We start from the raw sequence: 19,197 nt of genomic DNA, 5'->3' as shown, positions 1-19,197 counted from the left end.
TTAGGGAATAGAATCACTGTCCGTTGCGTCTAAATACCAACTTACATAACATTCATGAATTTCATTAAATTGGTCATCCCCGCAGTAATTCTCAGCACAGCCGTTCTCAATGCTCAGGATTATACTAGTTACAACGAGCTCTTAAAAAAATACGCCAAGCCTTCTGGCGTGAACTATGATGCTTGGTCTGCAAATACCTCCGATAAAGCAGCGCTAGATACAGTTTTAGGCGAATGGGCTAAAATCGACAGCTCTAAGCTAAAAATGAAAGACCAAGCAGCATTTCGCATCAACCTCTATAATGCCTCCATGGTGGATGTAGTCCTCGACCACTACCCCCTGGAATCTGTTACTAAGATTGGCAAGGCCTTCTCGATCTTCGACAAAAATTTCGTAATGACCCCTAAGGGAAAGATCAGTTTAAATAGCTTAGAGAAAAAAACGCTCTTGCGTGATTTCCCTGACGCCAGAGTCCATCTCGCGGTAAACTGTGCCAGTATAAGCTGTCCGCCACTCCGCAACGAGGCCTTTGAAGGAAATAAGCTCGAAGCTCAACTCAATGAGCAAGCTGCCAAATTTGCGGATAGCGATCACGCAGTCATCGTCAAAGGCTCTACAGCCTATTACTCAGAACTCTTTAATTGGTATGCCTCAGATTTTAAAACTCAAAATCCAGCTACCTTTCTGAACAAGTATAGAACAAAAAAACTAAGTACCACTCTGAAAAAAGATTGGATCAAATACGACTGGGGCCTGAACACTGCGAAATAAGCTTGTCACGATTCTACCGACTAATAAAACAAGCTTGTTCCATTCATGTTAGAAAACATACCGCTCATTATCTACGCATTGTGCAGCGCTATACTTATTTTGTATGGCCTGCATAATTATTTCATTATCTTTCTTTTCCTAAGAAAAAGAGACGAAATCACTGATTCAAATAATACCGTAGAAACAGAATTTGCTATCGTCGAAACTGACGCTCCAGCCGTGCTGTCGCAAATCCCTCTATATAATGAATTAGCCGTTGCGGAGCGCGTGATCCGCTCCGTTGCATCGATTGATTACCCAAATCACTTCATCCAAGTGCTAGATGATTCCACGGATGAAACCGTTGAATTAGTCGATTCAGTGGTTGCTAATTTAGTAGCACAAGGAATCCGTATTGAAACTATCCGGCGAGAAGACCGGTCAGGCTACAAAGCTGGGGCTCTTGACTATGGATTAAAGCTCAATGACGCACCTTACATCGCTATTTTTGACAGTGATTTTATCCCTCCCCCAGATTTTCTGCGGCGTACCATTCCTCATTTCAAAGCCAGGGAGAAATGCTGTGTGGTACAAGCTCGCTGGGGACACATCAATGCAGACGAGAACGCATTCACCAGAGCACAAAGTGTGGGCGTGAATGGCCACTTCGTGGTGGAACAGGTAGCTCGCTCTTATAATAATTACTTTTTGAACTTTAATGGAACAGCGGGAGTCTGGTCGCGTGAAGCAATAGCAGATGCTGGAGGCTGGAATGCCGACACACTCACTGAAGACCTCGACCTATCTTACCGAGCACAGTTAAAAGGCTGGAAAATCCACTTCCTGCCTAATCTTGTTGTACCCGCTGAACTTCCACCTTTTTTCAGAGCATTCCGTAGCCAACAATTCCGCTGGGCCAAGGGCTCTATGCAGACAGCTAAAAAAATTCTACCTCTCGTATGGAAAGCTGAAATTCCTGTCTCAAGAAAAGTCGAGGCTACGTTTCACCTCACCCACTACTCCATTCACTTCTGCATGCTGCTCCAAGCAATCTTGGCCCTGCCCATTATCTTATTACACGAAGTCCCTTTCGGGACAGTTGTGGTAGCATGGTTTGCGCTCCCGATGGCTTTAGCTATGATGGGACCGAGCTTACTCTACTTAGCTGCCGAGCGCTGGCTCGATAAGGAAAAAGGGTTCTTTAATTTTATTACCCGCCTACCAATGCTTCTATTGATCGGTTTCGGCATATGCCTCAGCAATGCGCGGGCCTGTGCAGAAGGAATTATTGGCATCAAGTCGCCTTTTGTTAGAACACCTAAACAGGGCGACAATAAAGCAGCCTTCAAAGATCTCGGCAAAGCGACAATCATGCCGATGTTCGAGCTCTTCATGGCTGCATTCACCTTACTCACCGCCTATCTATATTATAATATAGGCCTGACGGGTATCGTTCCCTTTTTCCTCATCTACTCTTTCGGCTTTGCTATGTTTGGCTATAGGAGCCTGAGTGACGGTAGAGTTAAAAAATCAAAGCCTTGAATCTTCGTTGGATAGTTTGGAACGCTCTAAGCCTCACTATTTCAGTGCTGTGTTTGTGGTATGGCCTAGTCACCCCATCCTTTGATAGCTACGGCACGCCGCGTCTAATACTCGGCGTGCTAATAGGTCTAATAGGCATAGCTATGGTCTTCACTTTCCCTCAAATCCGAGGGGCAAAGGCGGTTTTATTGATCCTGTTAGTTTCAGCCCTAACACGTATCGCCATTTTTCCAACGGGAGCCTCTGATGATGTCAACCGTTACCTCTGGGAGGGAAACCTCTATTCGCAAGGCGTGAGTCCATACACTCATACAGCAGATCATGAATCCTACGTACCTTATCGAGACCAATACTGGGAGCTCATGAACCATAAGGATAACCCCACGGCTTACCCCCCGTTATCTCTGCACACGTTCAGATTCATCAATAGCTTTGCTTACTCGCCTATTAGCTATAAAGCCGCATTTCTTTTAGCGGACCTCTTTCTTATAGCCATCCTTCTAGCACTGCTACACCACTATCATAGACCTCTACACTGGGCTCTTTTTTATGCCTTAAGCCCTATCTCTATTCTGTCTTTCGCTGGTGAGGGGCACTTTGATATACTCATGGTTTTGTTCCTCACTTTCTCAGTATTGGCTCACGCTAAAAAGTGGTTCATCCCATGTGGTATAGCCGTTGGGCTTGCTATATCGATCAAAGTCATGGCGATTGTCGCGGCTCCGATCATTTTACTCAAAACTGGAGCAAAAGGAATCATTGCAGGCATTCTTATCTGCCTTATCCCAGTTATTCTCCACTATGAAGACAGCCTTCAAATGGCGCATGGGCTGATCAACTTCGGTGCTCACTTTCGCTTTAACGCCCCGGTGAACCAATTTCTAGTCGACGGCTTAGGGTTTACGAAGTCAGCAGGAAGCCAGATTTGTATCATTCTCTTTCTCATCTCATGGGGGATTGGCTTTTGGCTCTGTATAAAAGATAAGCTCTGGATAAGCCTTAACTTCTGTCTTGGAGGTTTAATCCTCTTTGCTCCTATCGTCCACTTTTGGTATCTTTCATGGATACTACCCTTCGTTGCGTTTAGACCATCCCTCCCTTGGCTTACCCTATCCCTAACCACCCCATTCTATTTCCTCGTGTGGAATGAATTAGAGACTACGGGTAATTGGGCGCTTCCTCTTTGGGCTAGATATTTATTCTGGCTGCCCTTCGTTCTGGCTTGCCTCATTCACCTCCCACGCCACCTGATCTCGCTTTTCAACCTTATCACTAAGCCTGACATCATCGGCAAAAAAAGAGATAAGCAATCTTGGTCTGTAGTGATTCCAACACTAGAAATCGATAAGAACCTTACAGAGCTAATACAAGATATCGAGCGCTTAACACCACGCCCCGATGAAGTCATCGTCGTCTGCTCCTCTGATAGTGACCACGATAAGCCACACTCAGAGTCCTTTCCTCTCAAGACAGTTCACTCGCCTGTGGGGAGAGGTTTACAGATCAAAACAGGAGTGGCAGCAGCTACCTGTGATTGGTGCCTCATTCTCCATGCTGACAATCGGCTCCAGCACGACACCATAAGCAAACTGCAGAATGCGACCGAATCCAACATTGACATTATAGGAGGAAGTCTCGGCCAGCGATTCAACCGTTCTAACCCTGGGCTACTTTTGATTGAATGCATGAACGACTTCAGAGCCAGCCTGCTACAAACGAGCTTTGGTGATCAAAACCAATTTTTCCACAGATTGACAGCGATCCACAACAACATCTTAACCGATCAACCCTTAATGGAAGATGTAGAGATGAGTGATCGACTCCGACTCCATGGAGACACGCTTCACCTTGCTCACGAGAGCACTGTATCGGCAGAAAAATGGAAAAAAACTACCTATTGGAAACGGTTCTTCACTATTGTTAGATTCTACTTCCAATATCGTACCCTCTTCTATTCTACCGAAAAACGAGTAGAACTGAGTAAAGCGTTTTATAAGACCTACTACCCAAAAAGAAGGAGTAATAGGCTGTAAAACTTAGTTATAGTCCCCAAGGTTTAGCCCCTAGAATCTCTGTCGCATGATCTAGGTCTTGCTCGGTATCTATATCACGGAGCGAATCTAACAACTTCACTGACACCCCTTCAGCCTCCAAACGCTCAACGGATAGTGACAGCACCTCTTCTGTGCTCCACCTAATATTTTCAAACATCTCAGCGTGGATACGCTTCATACCAGCCATCACGTAACCTCCATCTAATGCTGGCGTGAATACTACCTCATCGGCATCTAGTGCATCATTGACAGCATTTATGTGACCATTAGAAATAGCTGGTGCATCGGTACCAATAATGATGACTTTTTCAGCTCCTTCACACAAACTTGCTTGGATAGCATGTTGCATTTTCTCTCCGAGATTCTCGCCATGTTGAATCTGCCACACGTGGGGGGACAACCAAGCCGACACCGATTGCTCATCTCCTCCCGCCACATGAAATCGGATCACTAACTCGTTCAATTGAGGTAATGTTTTTTCTAACAAATGCTGCACCATCGCACGGTGCAGTTCGCAGGCTGCATCATTTCCGATAGATGCTGCCAGCCGAGTCTTCACCTTGCCGGGTTCCGGAAATTTCGTCATAACCACTAGATGTGTGGTGACTCTCTGTTGCTGCATTAGACTTTACTTAGCTCATTTGCGTACTCCTCAAACTGATCACAAATCTGATCCCGGATTTTGCGAAACTCCTGTTCCACTTGTTCTTCAGTACCTTCAGCGTCCGCTGGGTCATCAAAGGTCCAGCAGTAGTGATGTTTTTCACCCTTAAAAGGAGGGCAACAAGTTTCAGCATTATCACATACGGTAATCACAGTCGCTACTTCCTCATCGATGAACTCGTCAAGGTGCTTGCTACTATGCCCAGATAAATCCACACCAATCTCTAACATCACCTTCTTAGCTACAGGATGAACGTAACCGGATGGCTTTGCTCCAGCGCTCTGAACATCGTATAAATCTCCGACCTTCTTCTTTAAAAAGCCTTCGGCCATATGACTACGGCACGAGTTACCCGTGCACAATACAAGTATTTTTGGTTTCTTCATAATAGTATTCTTAAACTGCTGCGACCGTACCTCCACAGCTACTTCCTGCACCTGCAGTACAACCGAAACAATGGTTCGCTGTTATAATATCGACATCTTGCATATCCTCTGGGGAAATATCCCAAAGATACAATGACTTATCTTTCTTTAACTGGTAATTCAGCATCTGGTTAAAGTCACAGTCATAAACTTCACCTTCATAGCCTATGTTCAGTGTATTTCTACACATCAACCCTTCGACAGTCGTAGGGTTGAAACTGTTAGCTAACAGCTCCATGTAATCATCATACTCACCTCTCTCTTTTAGGAAGGCTGCGTATCGAGTTACAGGTAAATTAGTTAAGGCAAACAATCTTGAAAAAACGATGCCATATCGCTTTTTGAGTTCCTCTTTATAGTCAGCTTCCAGCTCATCCTGATCAGGAGGTAATTGAGCTCCAATTGGATTATAAACTAAAGTCAAAGGTAGATCTGTTCCATATCCTACAGCATTTAGCTTGCGCAGCGCACTAATACTCTTTTGAAAGACTCCATCGCCCCTCTGTTCATCTACATTATCCTCTAGATAGCACGGAAGAGATGCGACAATCTCGACCTCATGCTTAGCTAGGTATTCTGGTAAATATGCGTGAGACTTGGTTTCAATGATCGTTAGATTATTCCGATCAATGACGTGAGCTCCGACAGATTTTGCAGTCTCTACGAAGTAACGAAAAAATTGACTAATTTCCGGTGCACCACCTGTGATATCAACGATCTTGGGTCGGTATTTTTTAATCCATGCGCCCACTTTATGAGCACACTCTTCATTCATCATTTCAGTTCTCAACGGCGAAGCCTCTACGTGGCAATGAGAACAGGTTTGATTACATTTACGGCCGACATTGATTTGAAGAGTGTCGAAAGTACCGCGCTTAAGTACTTTATCGTACTCTTTGAGCTTTGATTGAAAATTTTGCATTTCTCGATAAATTTTGGCTAGCAACACCCGTCGGTTCCGCAGCAATCTGAAGCTACAGTCGTCGCTGAGTATTCCATCCCTTTGGTCTCTCTTGGATGGCGAGTCACGTCCCTAGAGCAATCAAAGGGCTGAGCATCTTCCATAGCAATCGGCTTGATAGGGTCAATGAACTCAAAGTGCTCTTTATATGGTGCTTTTTTATAGATGTTATAGGTCTTGTCACACACAGCGTAGCTCTGGCCACGTTGCATAGTATGACCATCGTCATCACTGACCTGACTAAACGGCCCCTTATATAGTACAGCTTGATTCCGCTCAAGGCAGTCTCCTTCTTTCCCCTTCCATGCTCGTATAGTCACACTGCGGAATTCAATACCTTCAACAGTCTGCCAAGGCTCAGCATCGCGCTTTAAAATCTCAATACCATAAAAACCAGCATCACTAAAGGCCTTCAAGAATCCTTCTTCAGTGTAAGCTCCGCTGATACACCCGCTCCACAGGTAAGGGTCATCGGCTAGGTGCTGAGGAATTTCTTCATCACTAACAATGTCCGAAATCACTGCACGACCGCCGACTTTTAACACGCGAAAGAGTTCCTCAAACATTTGCGACTTAAGGTCCGCTTCAACCAGATTCAAAACGCAATTAGATACAACTACGTCCACGCTTTCAGACTCCACCAGCGGCTTCTCTTTTTTGAGGTCTGCTGTGATCTTGTCTAACTCCATCCAGCGGTTCACATCACCTACGGGCTTCCCTGCTAGTTGCTGATCTAACAACTCTAAATTTAAAGCGAGATCTTGGATTCTTCCTTTTCGAAACTCAACGTTTGAGAAGCCGATGCGCTCTCCAATGATCGGAGCATTCCGACGTGCTACCTCGAGCATATCATCAGTCATATCGACCCCTATCACCTTTCCATTCTCCCCCACTACCTGAGAGGCAATAAAACAAATTTTCCCAGTTCCAGACCCAAGATCCAGCACAGTATCCCCTGGCTCCACATACTTTGACGGATCCCCGCAGCCGTAATCTTTTTCAATCACTTCGTCAGGAATGACTTTTAGATACTGAGGATCGTAATCTACTGGACAACAAAGGGCTTGCTCAGCTTCAGCTGCGGCATTTGCATACCGTTCTCTTGTGGCGGACTCGGAAGTAGGAATGGAAGACATGGGTAATTTAATAGTTTGGTGCTAGGTACAACCTAGTTTTAAGACCCACCTCAGCGAAGATTATTCCCAAAAAGATCCAATCTCCTGGTTCTTTTAAAAAGAATGATGATTCACTCCTCCGTGGTACTCATATTGAAGAATTAACTATCATGCCCAGCTCCTTTCCTCTCCAATAAAATCACCAGCTACTCACCTGATTCATAAAATAGTACTAGATCCGCATTCTGATAATTGTTCCTATGGTCACTCCTCTTTAAACCTCGTGATTCACTCTTTACAAATCGAAGGTTACCGATCTCTTCTCGATATTTCATTGAAGCTAGCTCCGCTGACAGTAGTGCAGGGGGGCGAATGGTGTTGGTAAATCAAACCTCTACAAAGCACTTAAACTTTTTGCTGCTCTGGCCAATGGTACATTTCCTCAGTCAATGGGTCAGGGAGGTCATCTGATAACTTTGGACTTGAAAAAACCCAATGGCATTTATTGTTGGGTTGTTAAGACTCCTGTCTAGAAAATCGATATTCAAGACGCCGTCGGTGACTTCGATGTCATCGATTAAGTAGTCATAAGCAACGTTCTTTCCAGCTTCAGCAAAGAGGTCAATATCACTTGTGAAATTAACAAGTAGAGTGGCAATGGCCCGAGGGGAATTAGACACGTATAAACTCCCTTCCGAGTCAGTATGTGTTCAACCAGCTGCATTGAGACCAAAATATGGAATCTGATAGGAGGGAGGAGGAGCGATGATTCGTGAGTAGTTCTCACGGTGAGAAAGATGACGGTAGGAATGTTGAGAGAAAGGGGGGTAAGCTGATCATGTTGTAATTTTCACGTCGAAATAGCAGTATGTTTTCCAAGACATACTATTGCTTCTCCATAAGCACGCAGAAAAAAACAAGAATACGTGATGAAATTTCAAATTAATTTAATAGCTCTGACCCTCCTGTTTCTCGTTGCACGAGTGGAGGCGGAGAAGCCCAATTTCATCATTATTTTTACCGATGACCAAGGCTATCAGGATCTCGGGTGTTATGGTTCACCGAATATCCGTACTCCGAACATTGATCGCATGGCTGAGCAGGGAATGCGCTTTACGAGTTTCTATGCCCAGACAGTGTGTGGGCCAGCGAGAGCATCGTTGCTCACGGGTTCCTACCCAATGCGTGTGGAGAGAGTCGCTCATGATAATGGTTTAATTCCTCATCCAGCGATGTCTTTGAACGAAGTGACTATCCCAGAACTACTCAAGCCGCTCGGTTATAAAACAGGGATGTCAGGTAAGTGGGATGTTGCAGGAAGAAAAACGCGCGGGGCTCCCACATTCAGAGTTGAACTGGGCCCTCAGAATCAAGGGTTTGATACTACCTATTGGGCGGAAACGAGTAGCTGCAAAAATATCCGAGTGGGTGATAAAGAGGTACGCAAGAACCCGCCAAGAGCTTCTCTAACCAAGCTTTTTACAGATAAGGCGATAGAGTTTATCGCTGACAATAAGGATGAACCTTTCTTTTACTATCTCGCTCACCCGATGCCCCACACTAAGATCGATGCTTCACCACAATTTAAGGGCAAGTCCGAGGAAGGCCTCTATGGAGATGTGATAGAAGAACTCGATTTCCACACTGGACGTCTGCTGGATAAAGTGAAGGAGCTTGGGATAGACGATACGACCTACATCATTTTTGCCAGCGACAATGGACCGTGGTGGAAAGAGGGGAAGCATGCTGGTCATTGTGAACCTCTGCGAAGTGCCAAAACGAGTACCTATGAAGGCGGCCTGAGGGTGCCATTCATTATTCGAGCACCAGGTAAAGTTCCTGCGGGAACTACCTCGGACCTGGTTACAGCCACGATTGATCTACTCCCTACGATAGCCAATCTAGCTGGAGCCAAAATTCCAAGTGATCGTGTCATCGACGGCATCGATATCTCGAAGGTCTTCCAGGGCTCACAGTCTGAACTCGACCGTCCTTTCTTCTTCTATCAACACCAAGCATTACGCGCGGTACGCCAAGGTTCTTGGAAACTTCACCTGCCTCATGCCAAGTTAGATAAGACAAAAGAAGGTACGATCTGGCAGACTCACGTTCCTAAAGAAGATCGGCCATACATCACTGAGCTCACGCTGTATAATTTGGATAAAGATATTGGAGAAACGACCAACGTCGCTAAGGACCATCCAGAAGTCGTCCAACAGCTTCTAAAGCAACTCGAGTTCGCCAAAGAAGATATCGGCTACCACGGGGTGATCGGTGAGAACTCGCGCAGGACTCGATAGGCTATTTCGCAGATAAGTTGTCAGTGAGCCATACGGCCTGATTGGGAGGTTTGCCGGACTCTACCAGCGCGGCCTTCTCCATGATACATTATAAATGAGAGGCTTTATTCATCAGGCAATGCCACCAGCTCGGCTCGCAGGCGGAAGAAACAATCACCGTCTGTGAAGCCTGCGTCAGTAGCTGCCGTTTTGAGGTTATCAAAGGTCACGGTTTCTTTTCCGTTACCTTGATTGGTCACACTCTGAGATGATGTGACTGCAACCCAGCTTTCTGCATCCAAGGAATCAGAGGCTTCCACGATGTAGAGTACATCTGGGAGGCCGGTTGGTCGCTCATAGGAAAAGCTGAAGTCATCCCCGCTAAGGTTTATGGCTGGAAGAAGATTGCTATCCTTGGCCTCATCATCACCACCTAAAGCATATTCCAATAGAGCGGAGAGGCCGTCGTTATCGATGTCTGACGAGGCTGTGGATAGTGACTCAGGATTATCGCGCAAGTAACTCGCAAATGATGGGTCAGGCAATTCACTTGAGGAGCTTTGGATTTGGAAAATACCGATGGCATTCACAGTCGGGTTGTTTACCCCTCTATCCAGAAAATCGATATCCAAGACACCATCGGAGACCTCAATATCGTCAACCAAATAGTCATAGGCTACGTTTTTGCCAACTTCTGCGAAGATATCTAAATCACTAGCAAAGATGTCGCTTCCACCCTCGATCTGAACATTAAACTCTCGGAGCCCAGCAGCTGAGGCGTAGCTTTCAGCGAAGCGCAAGAGTACCTGGTAGCTTCCATTGGGAACTGGGATTGCATAAGCAAAGTCATTTACTCCGCCAATATAACGCTCACTCTGGTAGAGTACATCATCCTCAGTATTTGCTATGGCATTGTCACGGCTTCCGGTTTTGGTATCGGTAAAAGTAAAGCCTGTCGCATCTTCCCAAACGGTGAGAGCAAAGCCATTTAAACCACCTGTGGAAGACCCGCCGGAGCCCCAGTTCACAGTGATCGAGTCCTGTCCCTCTACTTTATCAAAAGTAAATTGAACATAGGAGTCTGCGGGAGTCTCATAGTCGGTTGTTTGTGTTCCGACCGTTGAACCATTGTAGACGACCTGGAAAGTTACATCTGCATCGTCAGTATCACCCACGCCCCAGAGAGTCAGTTTAATTTCGTTACCAGCAGCAACATCGTTCAACCCATCAATAGTTAATTGGCTGTCATCGCTAGTACCATAATCATGTGCTTCATAGATGTAAGAATCCACAATTGCCTGACCTTCATAATCACCTTTGTCAGCAGTGTGTATTCCACTGGATCCTGAATTAGAGACAGTCACACCTGAGAGTCCGTCGGCTGTGACAGCCTGCGCACTAGGAGCTTTCGTTGTAATAACATTTACAGTGGCACTTGAGGAAACACCTGAATCAGCTGCAGCAAAATGAGATGCTGTTGCGGAAACTGGAGCAGGATCGGTCGTATTTCTGACGAAATTCACCAGAAGGCTGGTAATGGCCTGCGGGGTATCAGAGACGTACAAATTCCCTTCAGCATCCGTGTGAGATTCTCCTGCTGCATTGAGGCCAAAATAGAACTGAGGCTCGGCTGTGACAAAATTCAACACAGTGAATTGCGTATTTGGCTCGATTTCGTCTCCAGCCAAATCTTCAATATTGGATAAAGTGAGGTCATAGTAATGATTCTCTTCAGCTCCATCTAAGGTAAGTACAACAGATTGCTGGTTTGAACTAGGGCTAGCTTCCGAGACAACCACACTATCACTGAATCCATAGTTTGAACTCGCGGCGAGAGTCGCGTAGTCCATTTCCTGATCAAATGTGATCTGAACATGATTGGTCGCGATAAAGTCAATGGACTCAACCGAAGGTCTTCCAGCGATCACAGTCACTCCTATTCCACGGAAGTTTATCCAATTCAGCTTCATGAAGTCGCTACCAGAGGCGCTGACAAAGACAAAGTAAATGTCCTGAGTGACGGGAGTAACACCACTCAGTGTGGCAGTGTAATCTAGATAGGTACTCCCATCACCAGCCGGGACGGAAATCTCTCCAATGAGGTTTCCGGTCGGTGAACCTTCACGAACCTCTACAGTGCCGCCGCTGTCAGATGTAGCACGTAGGCGAATGGCATCAATGGCACTCAAGTTACGGTCAGAGAAATAGAGGTAGTCTTCATGATCAATATCAACGATATCAACTCCACCACCCATGGAATCGCTTGTAAGGGATGTAGTGACACCGGATTGACCACTATAGGTTTGAGCCATGGTGATTTTAGGGTAGCAGCCAGCTCTGGCTGTACCAGATAGTGGCTCAGTACCTGTTGCGCCTGAGTCAGTGTAGTTAGCATCAAAGATAATACTCAAGTCGTCATCAAAACCGTGGCTATCATCCCTAGCTATGACGATTTCCCCTGATAATTGGTTATATTGGCCACTATTGTGCAGGTGATCGACATGCCCGAGAGAAGTTTCAAATAAAACATCTGAATCTGTAATCTGACCTGCAGCACTCGTTCCATCTTCTTCATCCTCTACTATAAATTCGAATTGGACTGTATCACCCCAATCGAAGAAAGAGTATGCCGTTGGCTCTATCATAGTTAGCACAGGACGGTTATTCCCAACGTTAATAGTGACAGTGGAACGGGAGTAGAGGCCATCTAGATCAGTTACCGTCAAGATAGCATTGTAAACTCCTGGCTGAGTATAGGTATGAGTTGGATTCTCGTCAGTGGAATCAATCACTTGATCACCATCAAAGTCCCAGCCAAAAGTAAACTCAGTACTGTCGGGGTCCGAACTTCCTGTGGAGCTGAAATTTACTATTAATGGCAAGCCACCTTCTGTCACGTCAGTACTGGCTACCGCTACTGGCGTGGCTTGCTCCTGAGTGTATTGAACCTTTACTAGTTTCGTGTCAGAAGAAGTTCCTGACCCCCAGGCACTCCCCCATTCGATGACGTACATACAACCATCTGGCCCGAACTTCATATCAATCGGGCGGCTAAAGAAGATATTCGGGGCAAATTTGGTAATTTCGAAGATTGAACCATCTGGATTCGTCTTTACCTCCAAAATAAGGTTCCGCATGAATTCCATGATAAAGAGGCTCCCATCATAGTACTGAGGGAAGTTATACCCTGACTGATGCTGGTAGACCTGGCCAGCCATCGCAGACCGGTGCACTGTCTCCAGTTCTGAAAATTGTTCCGGGGATGTAGTATCAAAGTCTGTGTACCAAATCCAAGCTGGCTCAGGAACGCCCAAGAGACTAGGGTCACCAGCCTCACCAAGACTATTGGTAAAGCCACTTGAATTATCGAAGTAGTCCGCAAGGTCAGCCTGCATCGTGGCTACTGTCCAAGGATCTCCATTCCCATCATAATATGGCAGACCATCCGCAATGTAATAGGGCCAACCATACCAGCCAGCTTCTTTTACTTGGTTGAATTCATCATGACCTAAAGGGCCGCCGTATGCTCCACTGTCCACACTGTTCGCATCAGGACCAACATCTCCAAAATAAAGCCAATCGGTGTAAGGGTCGATACAGAAGCGGAAATTATTTCGGCAGCCCATCACATAGATTTCAGGTCGTGTAAGCGCCGTGCCAACAGTAAATAGATTGCCATCTGGAATGGTATAATTCGGATGATCGCCAGATCCACCACCTACGTTTGGTGTAATGCGCAAAATTTTCCCTCTGAAGTCATTTGTATTCGGCGAGCCTTTTCTCGCATCTAGCCCAACGCTTGCGTCATTACGTGGACTCCAATTGTAGGCATCGGTATTATCTCCGATTCCTATATAAAGATTACCTTCCGCATCAAAACGCAGGCAGCCTCCAAGGTGATTACCTTTGTTCCCTGTGACACTTGGGCGGTCAGTGTAGTATTCTAGGATAATGACTTCACTGCTAAGATCTAGGTCTCCGTTCGCATCTAATGTGAAGCGTGAGATTCGGCTATCCGTTTCACTCCCCGGATTTGGAGTCCAATTAATATAGAGGTTGTCAGTAGTGGCGAAATCCGGAGCAAGAGCGATTCCTAGGGCTCCGTATTCGCCAGTTGTGTATGTATCTAGTGTTCCGATAGTTGTCGTCACGCCAGTGTCTTGATCATGGACTTTGATTGCACCATAGCGTTCTACTAGGAAAACTCGACCATCTTCATCGACATCGATTGCCATCGGCCGTGATACATTATCATCAAGAACTACTTTTTCGTAGTTAGAGTCAATCGTTGCTCCACTATCTCCGCCAAGCTCACCAGCAGCCCACTCAATAGCATTGCTCATGAGTCCAAGTAAAATTTCTTCACTGTATATCTCTTCGGGGTGGCCGCCCGCTAGATAAACTGACCTGCCTCCATCGAACTCCTGACACCACGCAATAGGGTGATCATCTCCGTGTGTACCACCTACATAAGTATCCTCGTCAAGTACAGCTAGTACGTGGACGTCGCCCCGCGGGCTCGCGACAAAGTTATACCACTCATCCTCAATGACCCAATTGGAAACGCGCTCACTCGTTGTGCTATCAATTACGTTGGTGATCGGGTGCACGCGATCCATGATTTTCACGGTAGCCTCATGAGTTCCTGCAGGATGGTCAGAGAATTGCGCACCAAGCATTTCGATATACCAATCCCAATCTGGTTCAGTATCGGCTGCGGCATGAATCCCGACAAAGCCTTTTCCAGCCTGATACCACGTCTCAAAAGTATTTTGCTGAGTGTCAGTAAGAATATCACCAGTTGTATTCATGAAGACGACAACATGGCTAGCAGGAAGAGCATTGATAAAGACGGTCGCGTCATCCGTGACTGTCACACCAAAATCATGTACAAGTCCTAATGCTTCAATAGCTGCCGACCCTTCATCTCGTGAAGGATGATTATAGCCCGAGGCCTTAGTAAAAACCAACACTTCAAAGCCGTGGCCGTAGGCAATAGTCATTGAAAGTATAGCCGCGAATATAGAGGCTATGAGCTGCCGCAAAAAAATTATTTTTAGATGATTCATAGTGTTACAGTTGGCTAAGTGAGTTCTGGGTGAAAAATGTGGAGTTGGGTAGACGTCGAGAGAGGAAAAAGGAGAGAGAGTCTTCAGTAAGATTTAGAAGCCTTTGCGACGACGGATAAACAGACATCCCCCTAAGGCTGGAATCATCAATGCGAGTGAAGAAGGCTCTGGAACTGAATCGATTTGCCCGCGAAGTTCACCATCTCTATAGGCAAAAGTATGCAATTGAACGTAGAGCTCTCCACTTTGAAGTGCTGTGATTGCGTCAGTGAGGGCTACACTATCGCCAGCTCCACGATCACCATCCGAACCAAAGTTTTCATCAGAGTCATCCCAATTCCCACTCAGACTATTTAACGACACTACCAGGTCACCATCATCCTCTCGAGGAACACCATACACATTGAGAGCGTGTATGCTGTTTGTTCCTGCTGCCCCGAAGTGAAAGTGTACGGCTCGCACTTGAGTATCTGGTCCATCCGCACTAGCTCTTGGCAACTCTGTATCAAAGGTAAGCCCATTAAGAGTTATCGTATAGCTGAGCTCAGGGCCATTCGCTCCCCCTGTCGTTAGAGTGAAGTAAGCGGTTCCAATAGCTGTGCTGGCACTCGGATCATCCAACGCATCATCAAAAACTACCGCACCTGGTGTAAGGTCGGCCTGAAACTGCAGGACTGCACCGTGCGTGGAAGTCACCAACATGAGTAGAACAGCAAAAAAGCTCCAGTAGCATTTTGAGCTTCTAGCTATACTTATTTGCCTAGTGGCGCTGAGTGAATTATTGATACGACCGCTCATATTTCTCACGAATGAATCCACTTAAATTAATTTATGAAAATGAGTAATCAAACTATTAATCCTATAGTGAAAAATTGAGGGGGTTATTTAGAGTGACTGAAAATGAGAGGATTATAGATCTAGACCTATGGTTAAACCCCCATCCCACATCACTTTCCTAGTCTACAGAACGACTGACTTGGCAAAGTCTCCCCCACTCTAAAACTGCGCTAATAGTCTCTCGAATTTCGTGATTTACGGGAATATGAGTATAATTCCAAGCTCATGAAAAAAAAAGTCACCCCCACTCAACAGACAACCAGAAAACAAGACCTCAACACACTAACAGTAAGAACCGTACACATAAGTAACGTGCTATTAAAAGTGTACTATTATTTAGGACCCCCAGCCTATCACCATCGGCCAAGAATCTGCGATTAGATCCGCCTCAAACACCTATTTTGTGTCAAGATACTCATACATTTCATACACTTTCGGCTTGCTAGCAGGCATCTGCTACGCGCTACTACACATAGCATGCTTAAAGTATCGAACCTCTCTACTCGGTTTCACACACGCAGCGGCATAGTCCATGCTGTGGAGGACGTTTCCTTTTCAGTCGAAAAAGGGGAAACACTAGGCATCGTGGGGGAATCTGGCTCAGGAAAGTCCGTCTCTTGTTACTCGCTGCTTGGCCTCATCCCCCAGCCTCCTGGAAAAATACATTCAGGTACCGCAATCTTCGATGGCAAGATCGACCTACTCAAAGCTTCTCAAAAAGAACTTCGCGCCATTCGCGGCAAACGTATTTCTATGATCTTCCAAGATCCGATGACGTCGCTGAACCCGTTTCTAAGTATTCGTACCCAGCTCACCGAGCCCCTCGAAATTCACGAAGGTATAAAAGGTAAAGCCGCTCTCACAAAAGCAATCGATGCTCTGGCTGAAGTAGGAATCCCAGAACCAGAGAAACGCATCCACGCCTATCCGCATGAGTTCTCTGGAGGAATGCGCCAGCGCGTGATGATAGCCATGGCTCTGATCACGCGTCCGGAGCTTTTGATATGCGATGAGCCGACTACCGCACTTGATGTCACCGTTCAGAAGCAGGTATTAGATCTCATCAAAGAACGCCAAGAAACCCTTGGTACTGCGGTCATCTTAGTTACCCACGACCTAGGAGTCGTCTCTCAAGTTTGCGATAACGTGAATGTCATGTACTCAGGTAGACTGGTGGAAAGTGCCAGCACACGTGATCTTTTCAATAATCCCATGCATGCCTACACCCGAGCATTGCTTAAGTCTATTCCAGCCACCCAAGCAAAGGGCGAACGCCTCTATACCATCCCGGGTCTCCCCCCACTGCTTACCGAACTGCCAAGTGGCTGCGCCTTTCACCAGCGCAATACCCTTGGAAAACCAGAGCTCTGTGTGATGGACCACGCTCCAGAACTAATCGAACGCGCCACAGGGCACTGGGTTCAAAACTGCCCAGGCTGCCTAGCCTAAAAATTTTCCAAATAACCCGCCGGTAGACAGAACATACATTGTGAGTAGACTCCCCGTGAAGTTCTTGTCATCGAACACCTTTTTCAGCCATGATGCAAAATAGTTCACTCACCCTACGTATAACTCTGTAGACATGCAGCTTACCTACACTCTCCTTCCTGGCTTGCACGGCACATCTAGACTATTTGACCCACTCATAGAGGCTCTTGGTGAGGTAGCTATTGAGCTAGTCAACTACCCTGAAGATATTCCTCAGTCATACGACTCGCTGCTCGCTTGGTTAACCCATAATCTGGATTGGACCATCCCCAGAGCACTGGTAGCCGAGAGCTTTTCTGGTCCACTCGCTCTACGACTTGCGGAACAGTTCCCAAACTCCGTACACGCCCTCACTCTCGCTGCTAGCTTTTGCGCATCTCCCACCAACCCTAGTTTAGCCCTACTTCCCCTACGCCCACTTATGTTGCTACGCCCGACAAAAGGGGCTCTGCGCCATTTCCTCATAGGAGAAGACGCATCCGATATGGAAGTGGAAGCTCTAAGGAAGATAGTCAAATCGATTCCTTCAAAAACACTCAGTCAGCGCATTCGAGCAGTCTTAAGCCTAGAGGTAGAGCAATGCCCAAATATCAAACACGTGCCCATCCAAATCCTTCAGGCCCAAAATGACACAATGATTCCCTGGGAAGCGCAAAATCAGTTGCGCATGATGTATGGAGATGCCACTACCCACTGGCTAGACGCTCCGCACCTCCTCCTCCAATCACTTCCGGAAGAATGCGCAGTACTCATCAAAGATTTCTCGACAAAACAGCACGCTCATTATGCATAAACCACCCGTAGTTCTCTCTATCGCAGGTTCCGACTGTTCCTCAGGCGCTGGTATTCAGGCTGACCTTAAAGCATTTTCCTACTTTGGAACGCACGGCCTTACGGCGATCACCTGTGTAGTAGCTGAGACTCCGAATGAAGTTATCTCGATCCACCCTGTCCCACCAGCAGTGCTTCAGGATCAAATTCGCATATTGCTAGAAACCTATCAGATCAAAGCGATCAAAACGGGTATGCTCTATTCTAAGCAACATATCGTTGCCATCACTGAGTTACTCCAGCAACAGCCTATACCCATCATCGTCGACCCAGTCATGGTCGCAAGCTCTGGTGCACATCTACTCAAGGACGACGCAGTAGAGGCCTATGTCAGCCGCCTGCTCCCCATTGCCCAGCTCGTCACGCCGAATCTCGCTGAGGCCTCAGTTCTGCTCGGCCAAGACATCGTACAGCTGGAACAAATGGATGACGCGGCACAGGAAATCGGATCCATCTATAATATTTCCTGCCTCATCAAAGGTGGTCATTTACCTGCAGGAAATGAACGCATTGATGTACTTTGGCACGAGGGTAAAATCCATCATTTCAGTGCTCCCACTGTGGAAATAAACAGCACGCACGGAACCGGCTGCACGCTATCTGCAGCTATCACGGCCAATCTAAGTCGTGGACTTTCCATCCCTGAAGCCATCCAAACAGCAAAACATTGGGTGCACTCAGCTATCTCAGAATCCTTCCAGTTCAGCTCGCCGGATGGAGAACAAGTACAGGCGCTCAACCAGCTTAGCCCAGATTCTCTAAATCTCTAGAATCTGGGAAAAGAAAAACCCGCAAAACTCGAGGCGAGGTAATGCGGGTTACGGTTGAAACACTTTCCAGCAGGCTTATGCCGCGATAGAATAGTGCTTAGAGATATCGCTAAAAATGTTATCCCTTCTTTTGCGAGCTTCTTCTACATCGCGTGTTTTAAGAGAAAAACGAAGACGCTCAGCTGTGGCGTCAGACTTGTGGACAGTAAGGTGACACCACCAAACTCCACGATTATTCCATAAATGGTGATTGAGATTCCCATCGTTCACACGAAGGGCTAATTTAGTATTTTTCAGTAACATTAATTTGGTTTCTACAGGTTAATTTATGCCTCTAACATGTCTCCCCTGTGGACATCTGCTTTCCTTCTAAAGTACGAAAATAAGATAACAAGCCTTTTTTCAGAACTCA

15 protein-coding genes are annotated in these 19,197 nt (G+C 46.3%); 7 read left to right on the top strand and 8 right to left on the bottom strand.

From position 1 onward, the window contains the following. Nucleotides 1-54: 54 nt before the first annotated feature. The 3 genes from ACSHX2_RS02280 to ACSHX2_RS02270 are packed head-to-tail and all read left to right on the top strand — an operon-like array spanning nucleotide 55 to nucleotide 4,325. Nucleotides 55-771, top strand: coding sequence for a DUF547 domain-containing protein (locus ACSHX2_RS02280; protein ID WP_435690163.1), 717 nt, complete (start codon nucleotides 55-57; stop codon nucleotides 769-771). Nucleotides 772-816: 45 nt separating this feature from the next. Continuing rightward, on the top strand, nucleotides 817-2,292 hold the full coding sequence (locus ACSHX2_RS02275; protein WP_435690161.1) for a glycosyltransferase: 1,476 nt from the start codon (nucleotides 817-819) through the stop codon (nucleotides 2,290-2,292). After that, nucleotides 2,289-4,325 carry a glycosyltransferase gene (locus tag ACSHX2_RS02270; RefSeq protein ID WP_435690159.1) on the top strand — a complete coding sequence of 679 codons (2,037 nt, stop codon included), beginning with the start codon at nucleotides 2,289-2,291 and terminating at the stop codon, nucleotides 4,323-4,325. The genes ACSHX2_RS02275 and ACSHX2_RS02270 overlap by 4 nt, the downstream gene beginning before the upstream one ends. Nucleotides 4,326-4,332: 7 nt before the next feature. On the opposite strand, the gene ACSHX2_RS02265 is transcribed toward ACSHX2_RS02270, so the two are convergent. From ACSHX2_RS02265 to ACSHX2_RS02245, 5 genes are all read right to left on the bottom strand, one after another. Beyond that, complete coding sequence (locus tag ACSHX2_RS02265; protein WP_435690157.1) at nucleotides 4,333-4,932, bottom strand: TIGR04282 family arsenosugar biosynthesis glycosyltransferase; 600 nt, start codon at nucleotides 4,930-4,932, stop codon at nucleotides 4,333-4,335. 35 nt (nucleotides 4,933-4,967) lie between these two features. Beyond that, nucleotides 4,968-5,396, bottom strand: coding sequence for an arsenate reductase ArsC (locus tag ACSHX2_RS02260; protein WP_435690155.1), 429 nt, complete (start codon nucleotides 5,394-5,396; stop codon nucleotides 4,968-4,970). A gap of 10 nt (nucleotides 5,397-5,406) precedes the next feature. After that, nucleotides 5,407-6,357: an arsenosugar biosynthesis radical SAM (seleno)protein ArsS gene (arsS, locus tag ACSHX2_RS02255; RefSeq protein WP_435690153.1), complete on the bottom strand. Its 951-nt coding sequence runs from the start codon at nucleotides 6,355-6,357 to the stop codon at nucleotides 5,407-5,409. Between the two features lie 17 nt (nucleotides 6,358-6,374). Then, nucleotides 6,375-7,532: a methyltransferase domain-containing protein gene (locus ACSHX2_RS02250; RefSeq protein ID WP_435690151.1), complete on the bottom strand. Its 1,158-nt coding sequence runs from the start codon at nucleotides 7,530-7,532 to the stop codon at nucleotides 6,375-6,377. Between the two features lie 425 nt (nucleotides 7,533-7,957). Beyond that, a complete protein-coding gene (locus ACSHX2_RS02245) occupies nucleotides 7,958-8,191 on the bottom strand; it encodes a hypothetical protein (protein ID WP_435690149.1) in 234 nt (77 codons plus the stop codon). A gap of 249 nt (nucleotides 8,192-8,440) precedes the next feature. Between ACSHX2_RS02245 and ACSHX2_RS02240 the strand changes: the two genes are divergently transcribed. Then, the gene (locus tag ACSHX2_RS02240) at nucleotides 8,441-9,811 is read left to right on the top strand and encodes a sulfatase family protein (protein ID WP_435690147.1); all 1,371 of its coding nucleotides are present in this window, start codon (nucleotides 8,441-8,443) and stop codon (nucleotides 9,809-9,811) included. Between the two features lie 104 nt (nucleotides 9,812-9,915). Here the strand turns inward: ACSHX2_RS02240 and ACSHX2_RS02235 are convergent, their stop codons facing one another. Further along, complete coding sequence (locus ACSHX2_RS02235) at nucleotides 9,916-14,859, bottom strand: ThuA domain-containing protein (protein ID WP_435690145.1); 4,944 nt, start codon at nucleotides 14,857-14,859, stop codon at nucleotides 9,916-9,918. Between the two features lie 93 nt (nucleotides 14,860-14,952). After that, the gene (locus ACSHX2_RS02230) at nucleotides 14,953-15,657 is read right to left on the bottom strand and encodes a CHRD domain-containing protein (RefSeq protein ID WP_435690143.1); all 705 of its coding nucleotides are present in this window, start codon (nucleotides 15,655-15,657) and stop codon (nucleotides 14,953-14,955) included. Nucleotides 15,658-16,173: 516 nt separating this feature from the next. On the opposite strand from ACSHX2_RS02230, the gene ACSHX2_RS02225 reads away from it, so the two are divergent. From ACSHX2_RS02225 to thiD, 3 genes are all read left to right on the top strand, one after another. Beyond that, the gene (locus ACSHX2_RS02225) at nucleotides 16,174-17,145 is read left to right on the top strand and encodes an ABC transporter ATP-binding protein (RefSeq protein ID WP_435690141.1); all 972 of its coding nucleotides are present in this window, start codon (nucleotides 16,174-16,176) and stop codon (nucleotides 17,143-17,145) included. Between the two features lie 133 nt (nucleotides 17,146-17,278). Then, the gene (locus ACSHX2_RS02220) at nucleotides 17,279-17,977 is read left to right on the top strand and encodes an alpha/beta fold hydrolase (RefSeq protein WP_435690139.1); all 699 of its coding nucleotides are present in this window, start codon (nucleotides 17,279-17,281) and stop codon (nucleotides 17,975-17,977) included. Beyond that, entirely contained in the window at nucleotides 17,970-18,785 is an 816-nt protein-coding gene (thiD, locus tag ACSHX2_RS02215; RefSeq protein ID WP_435690137.1) for a bifunctional hydroxymethylpyrimidine kinase/phosphomethylpyrimidine kinase, read from the top strand. The genes ACSHX2_RS02220 and thiD overlap by 8 nt, the downstream gene beginning before the upstream one ends. 75 nt (nucleotides 18,786-18,860) lie before the next feature. Here thiD and ACSHX2_RS02210 read toward each other — a convergent pair whose 3' ends face one another. Next, on the bottom strand, nucleotides 18,861-19,088 hold the full coding sequence (locus ACSHX2_RS02210) for a hypothetical protein (RefSeq protein WP_435690135.1): 228 nt from the start codon (nucleotides 19,086-19,088) through the stop codon (nucleotides 18,861-18,863). Nucleotides 19,089-19,197: the final 109 nt, after the last annotated feature.

It is taken from the genome of Rubritalea sp. (genome assembly GCF_051252225.1).
Taxonomy (GTDB): Bacteria; Verrucomicrobiota; Verrucomicrobiia; order Verrucomicrobiales; family Akkermansiaceae; genus Rubritalea.
The sequence above is the reverse complement of the archived record's forward strand: the minus strand, read 5'-3'. Positions and strand labels throughout refer to the sequence as shown.

Excerpts from the sequence above, each read along its gene's own strand:
- ACSHX2_RS02240 (WP_435690147.1), top strand. The coding sequence starts at position 8,441 with ATGAAATTTCAAATTAATTTAATAGCTCTGACCCTCCTGTTTCTCGTT.
- ACSHX2_RS02265 (WP_435690157.1), bottom strand. The coding sequence starts at position 4,932 with ATGACGAAATTTCCGGAACCCGGCAAGGTGAAGACTCGGCTGGCAGCA.
- ACSHX2_RS02225 (WP_435690141.1), top strand. The coding sequence starts at position 16,174 with ATGCTTAAAGTATCGAACCTCTCTACTCGGTTTCACACACGCAGCGGC.
- ACSHX2_RS02235 (WP_435690145.1), bottom strand. The coding sequence starts at position 14,859 with ATGAATCATCTAAAAATAATTTTTTTGCGGCAGCTCATAGCCTCTATA.
- ACSHX2_RS02210 (WP_435690135.1), bottom strand. The coding sequence starts at position 19,088 with ATGTTACTGAAAAATACTAAATTAGCCCTTCGTGTGAACGATGGGAAT.
- ACSHX2_RS02250 (WP_435690151.1), bottom strand. The coding sequence starts at position 7,532 with ATGTCTTCCATTCCTACTTCCGAGTCCGCCACAAGAGAACGGTATGCA.
- ACSHX2_RS02260 (WP_435690155.1), bottom strand. The coding sequence starts at position 5,396 with ATGAAGAAACCAAAAATACTTGTATTGTGCACGGGTAACTCGTGCCGT.
- thiD (WP_435690137.1), top strand. The coding sequence starts at position 17,970 with ATGCATAAACCACCCGTAGTTCTCTCTATCGCAGGTTCCGACTGTTCC.
- ACSHX2_RS02280 (WP_435690163.1), top strand. The coding sequence starts at position 55 with ATGAATTTCATTAAATTGGTCATCCCCGCAGTAATTCTCAGCACAGCC.
- arsS (WP_435690153.1), bottom strand. The coding sequence starts at position 6,357 with ATGCAAAATTTTCAATCAAAGCTCAAAGAGTACGATAAAGTACTTAAG.
- ACSHX2_RS02230 (WP_435690143.1), bottom strand. The coding sequence starts at position 15,657 with ATGAGCGGTCGTATCAATAATTCACTCAGCGCCACTAGGCAAATAAGT.
- ACSHX2_RS02275 (WP_435690161.1), top strand. The coding sequence starts at position 817 with ATGTTAGAAAACATACCGCTCATTATCTACGCATTGTGCAGCGCTATA.
- ACSHX2_RS02220 (WP_435690139.1), top strand. The coding sequence starts at position 17,279 with ATGCAGCTTACCTACACTCTCCTTCCTGGCTTGCACGGCACATCTAGA.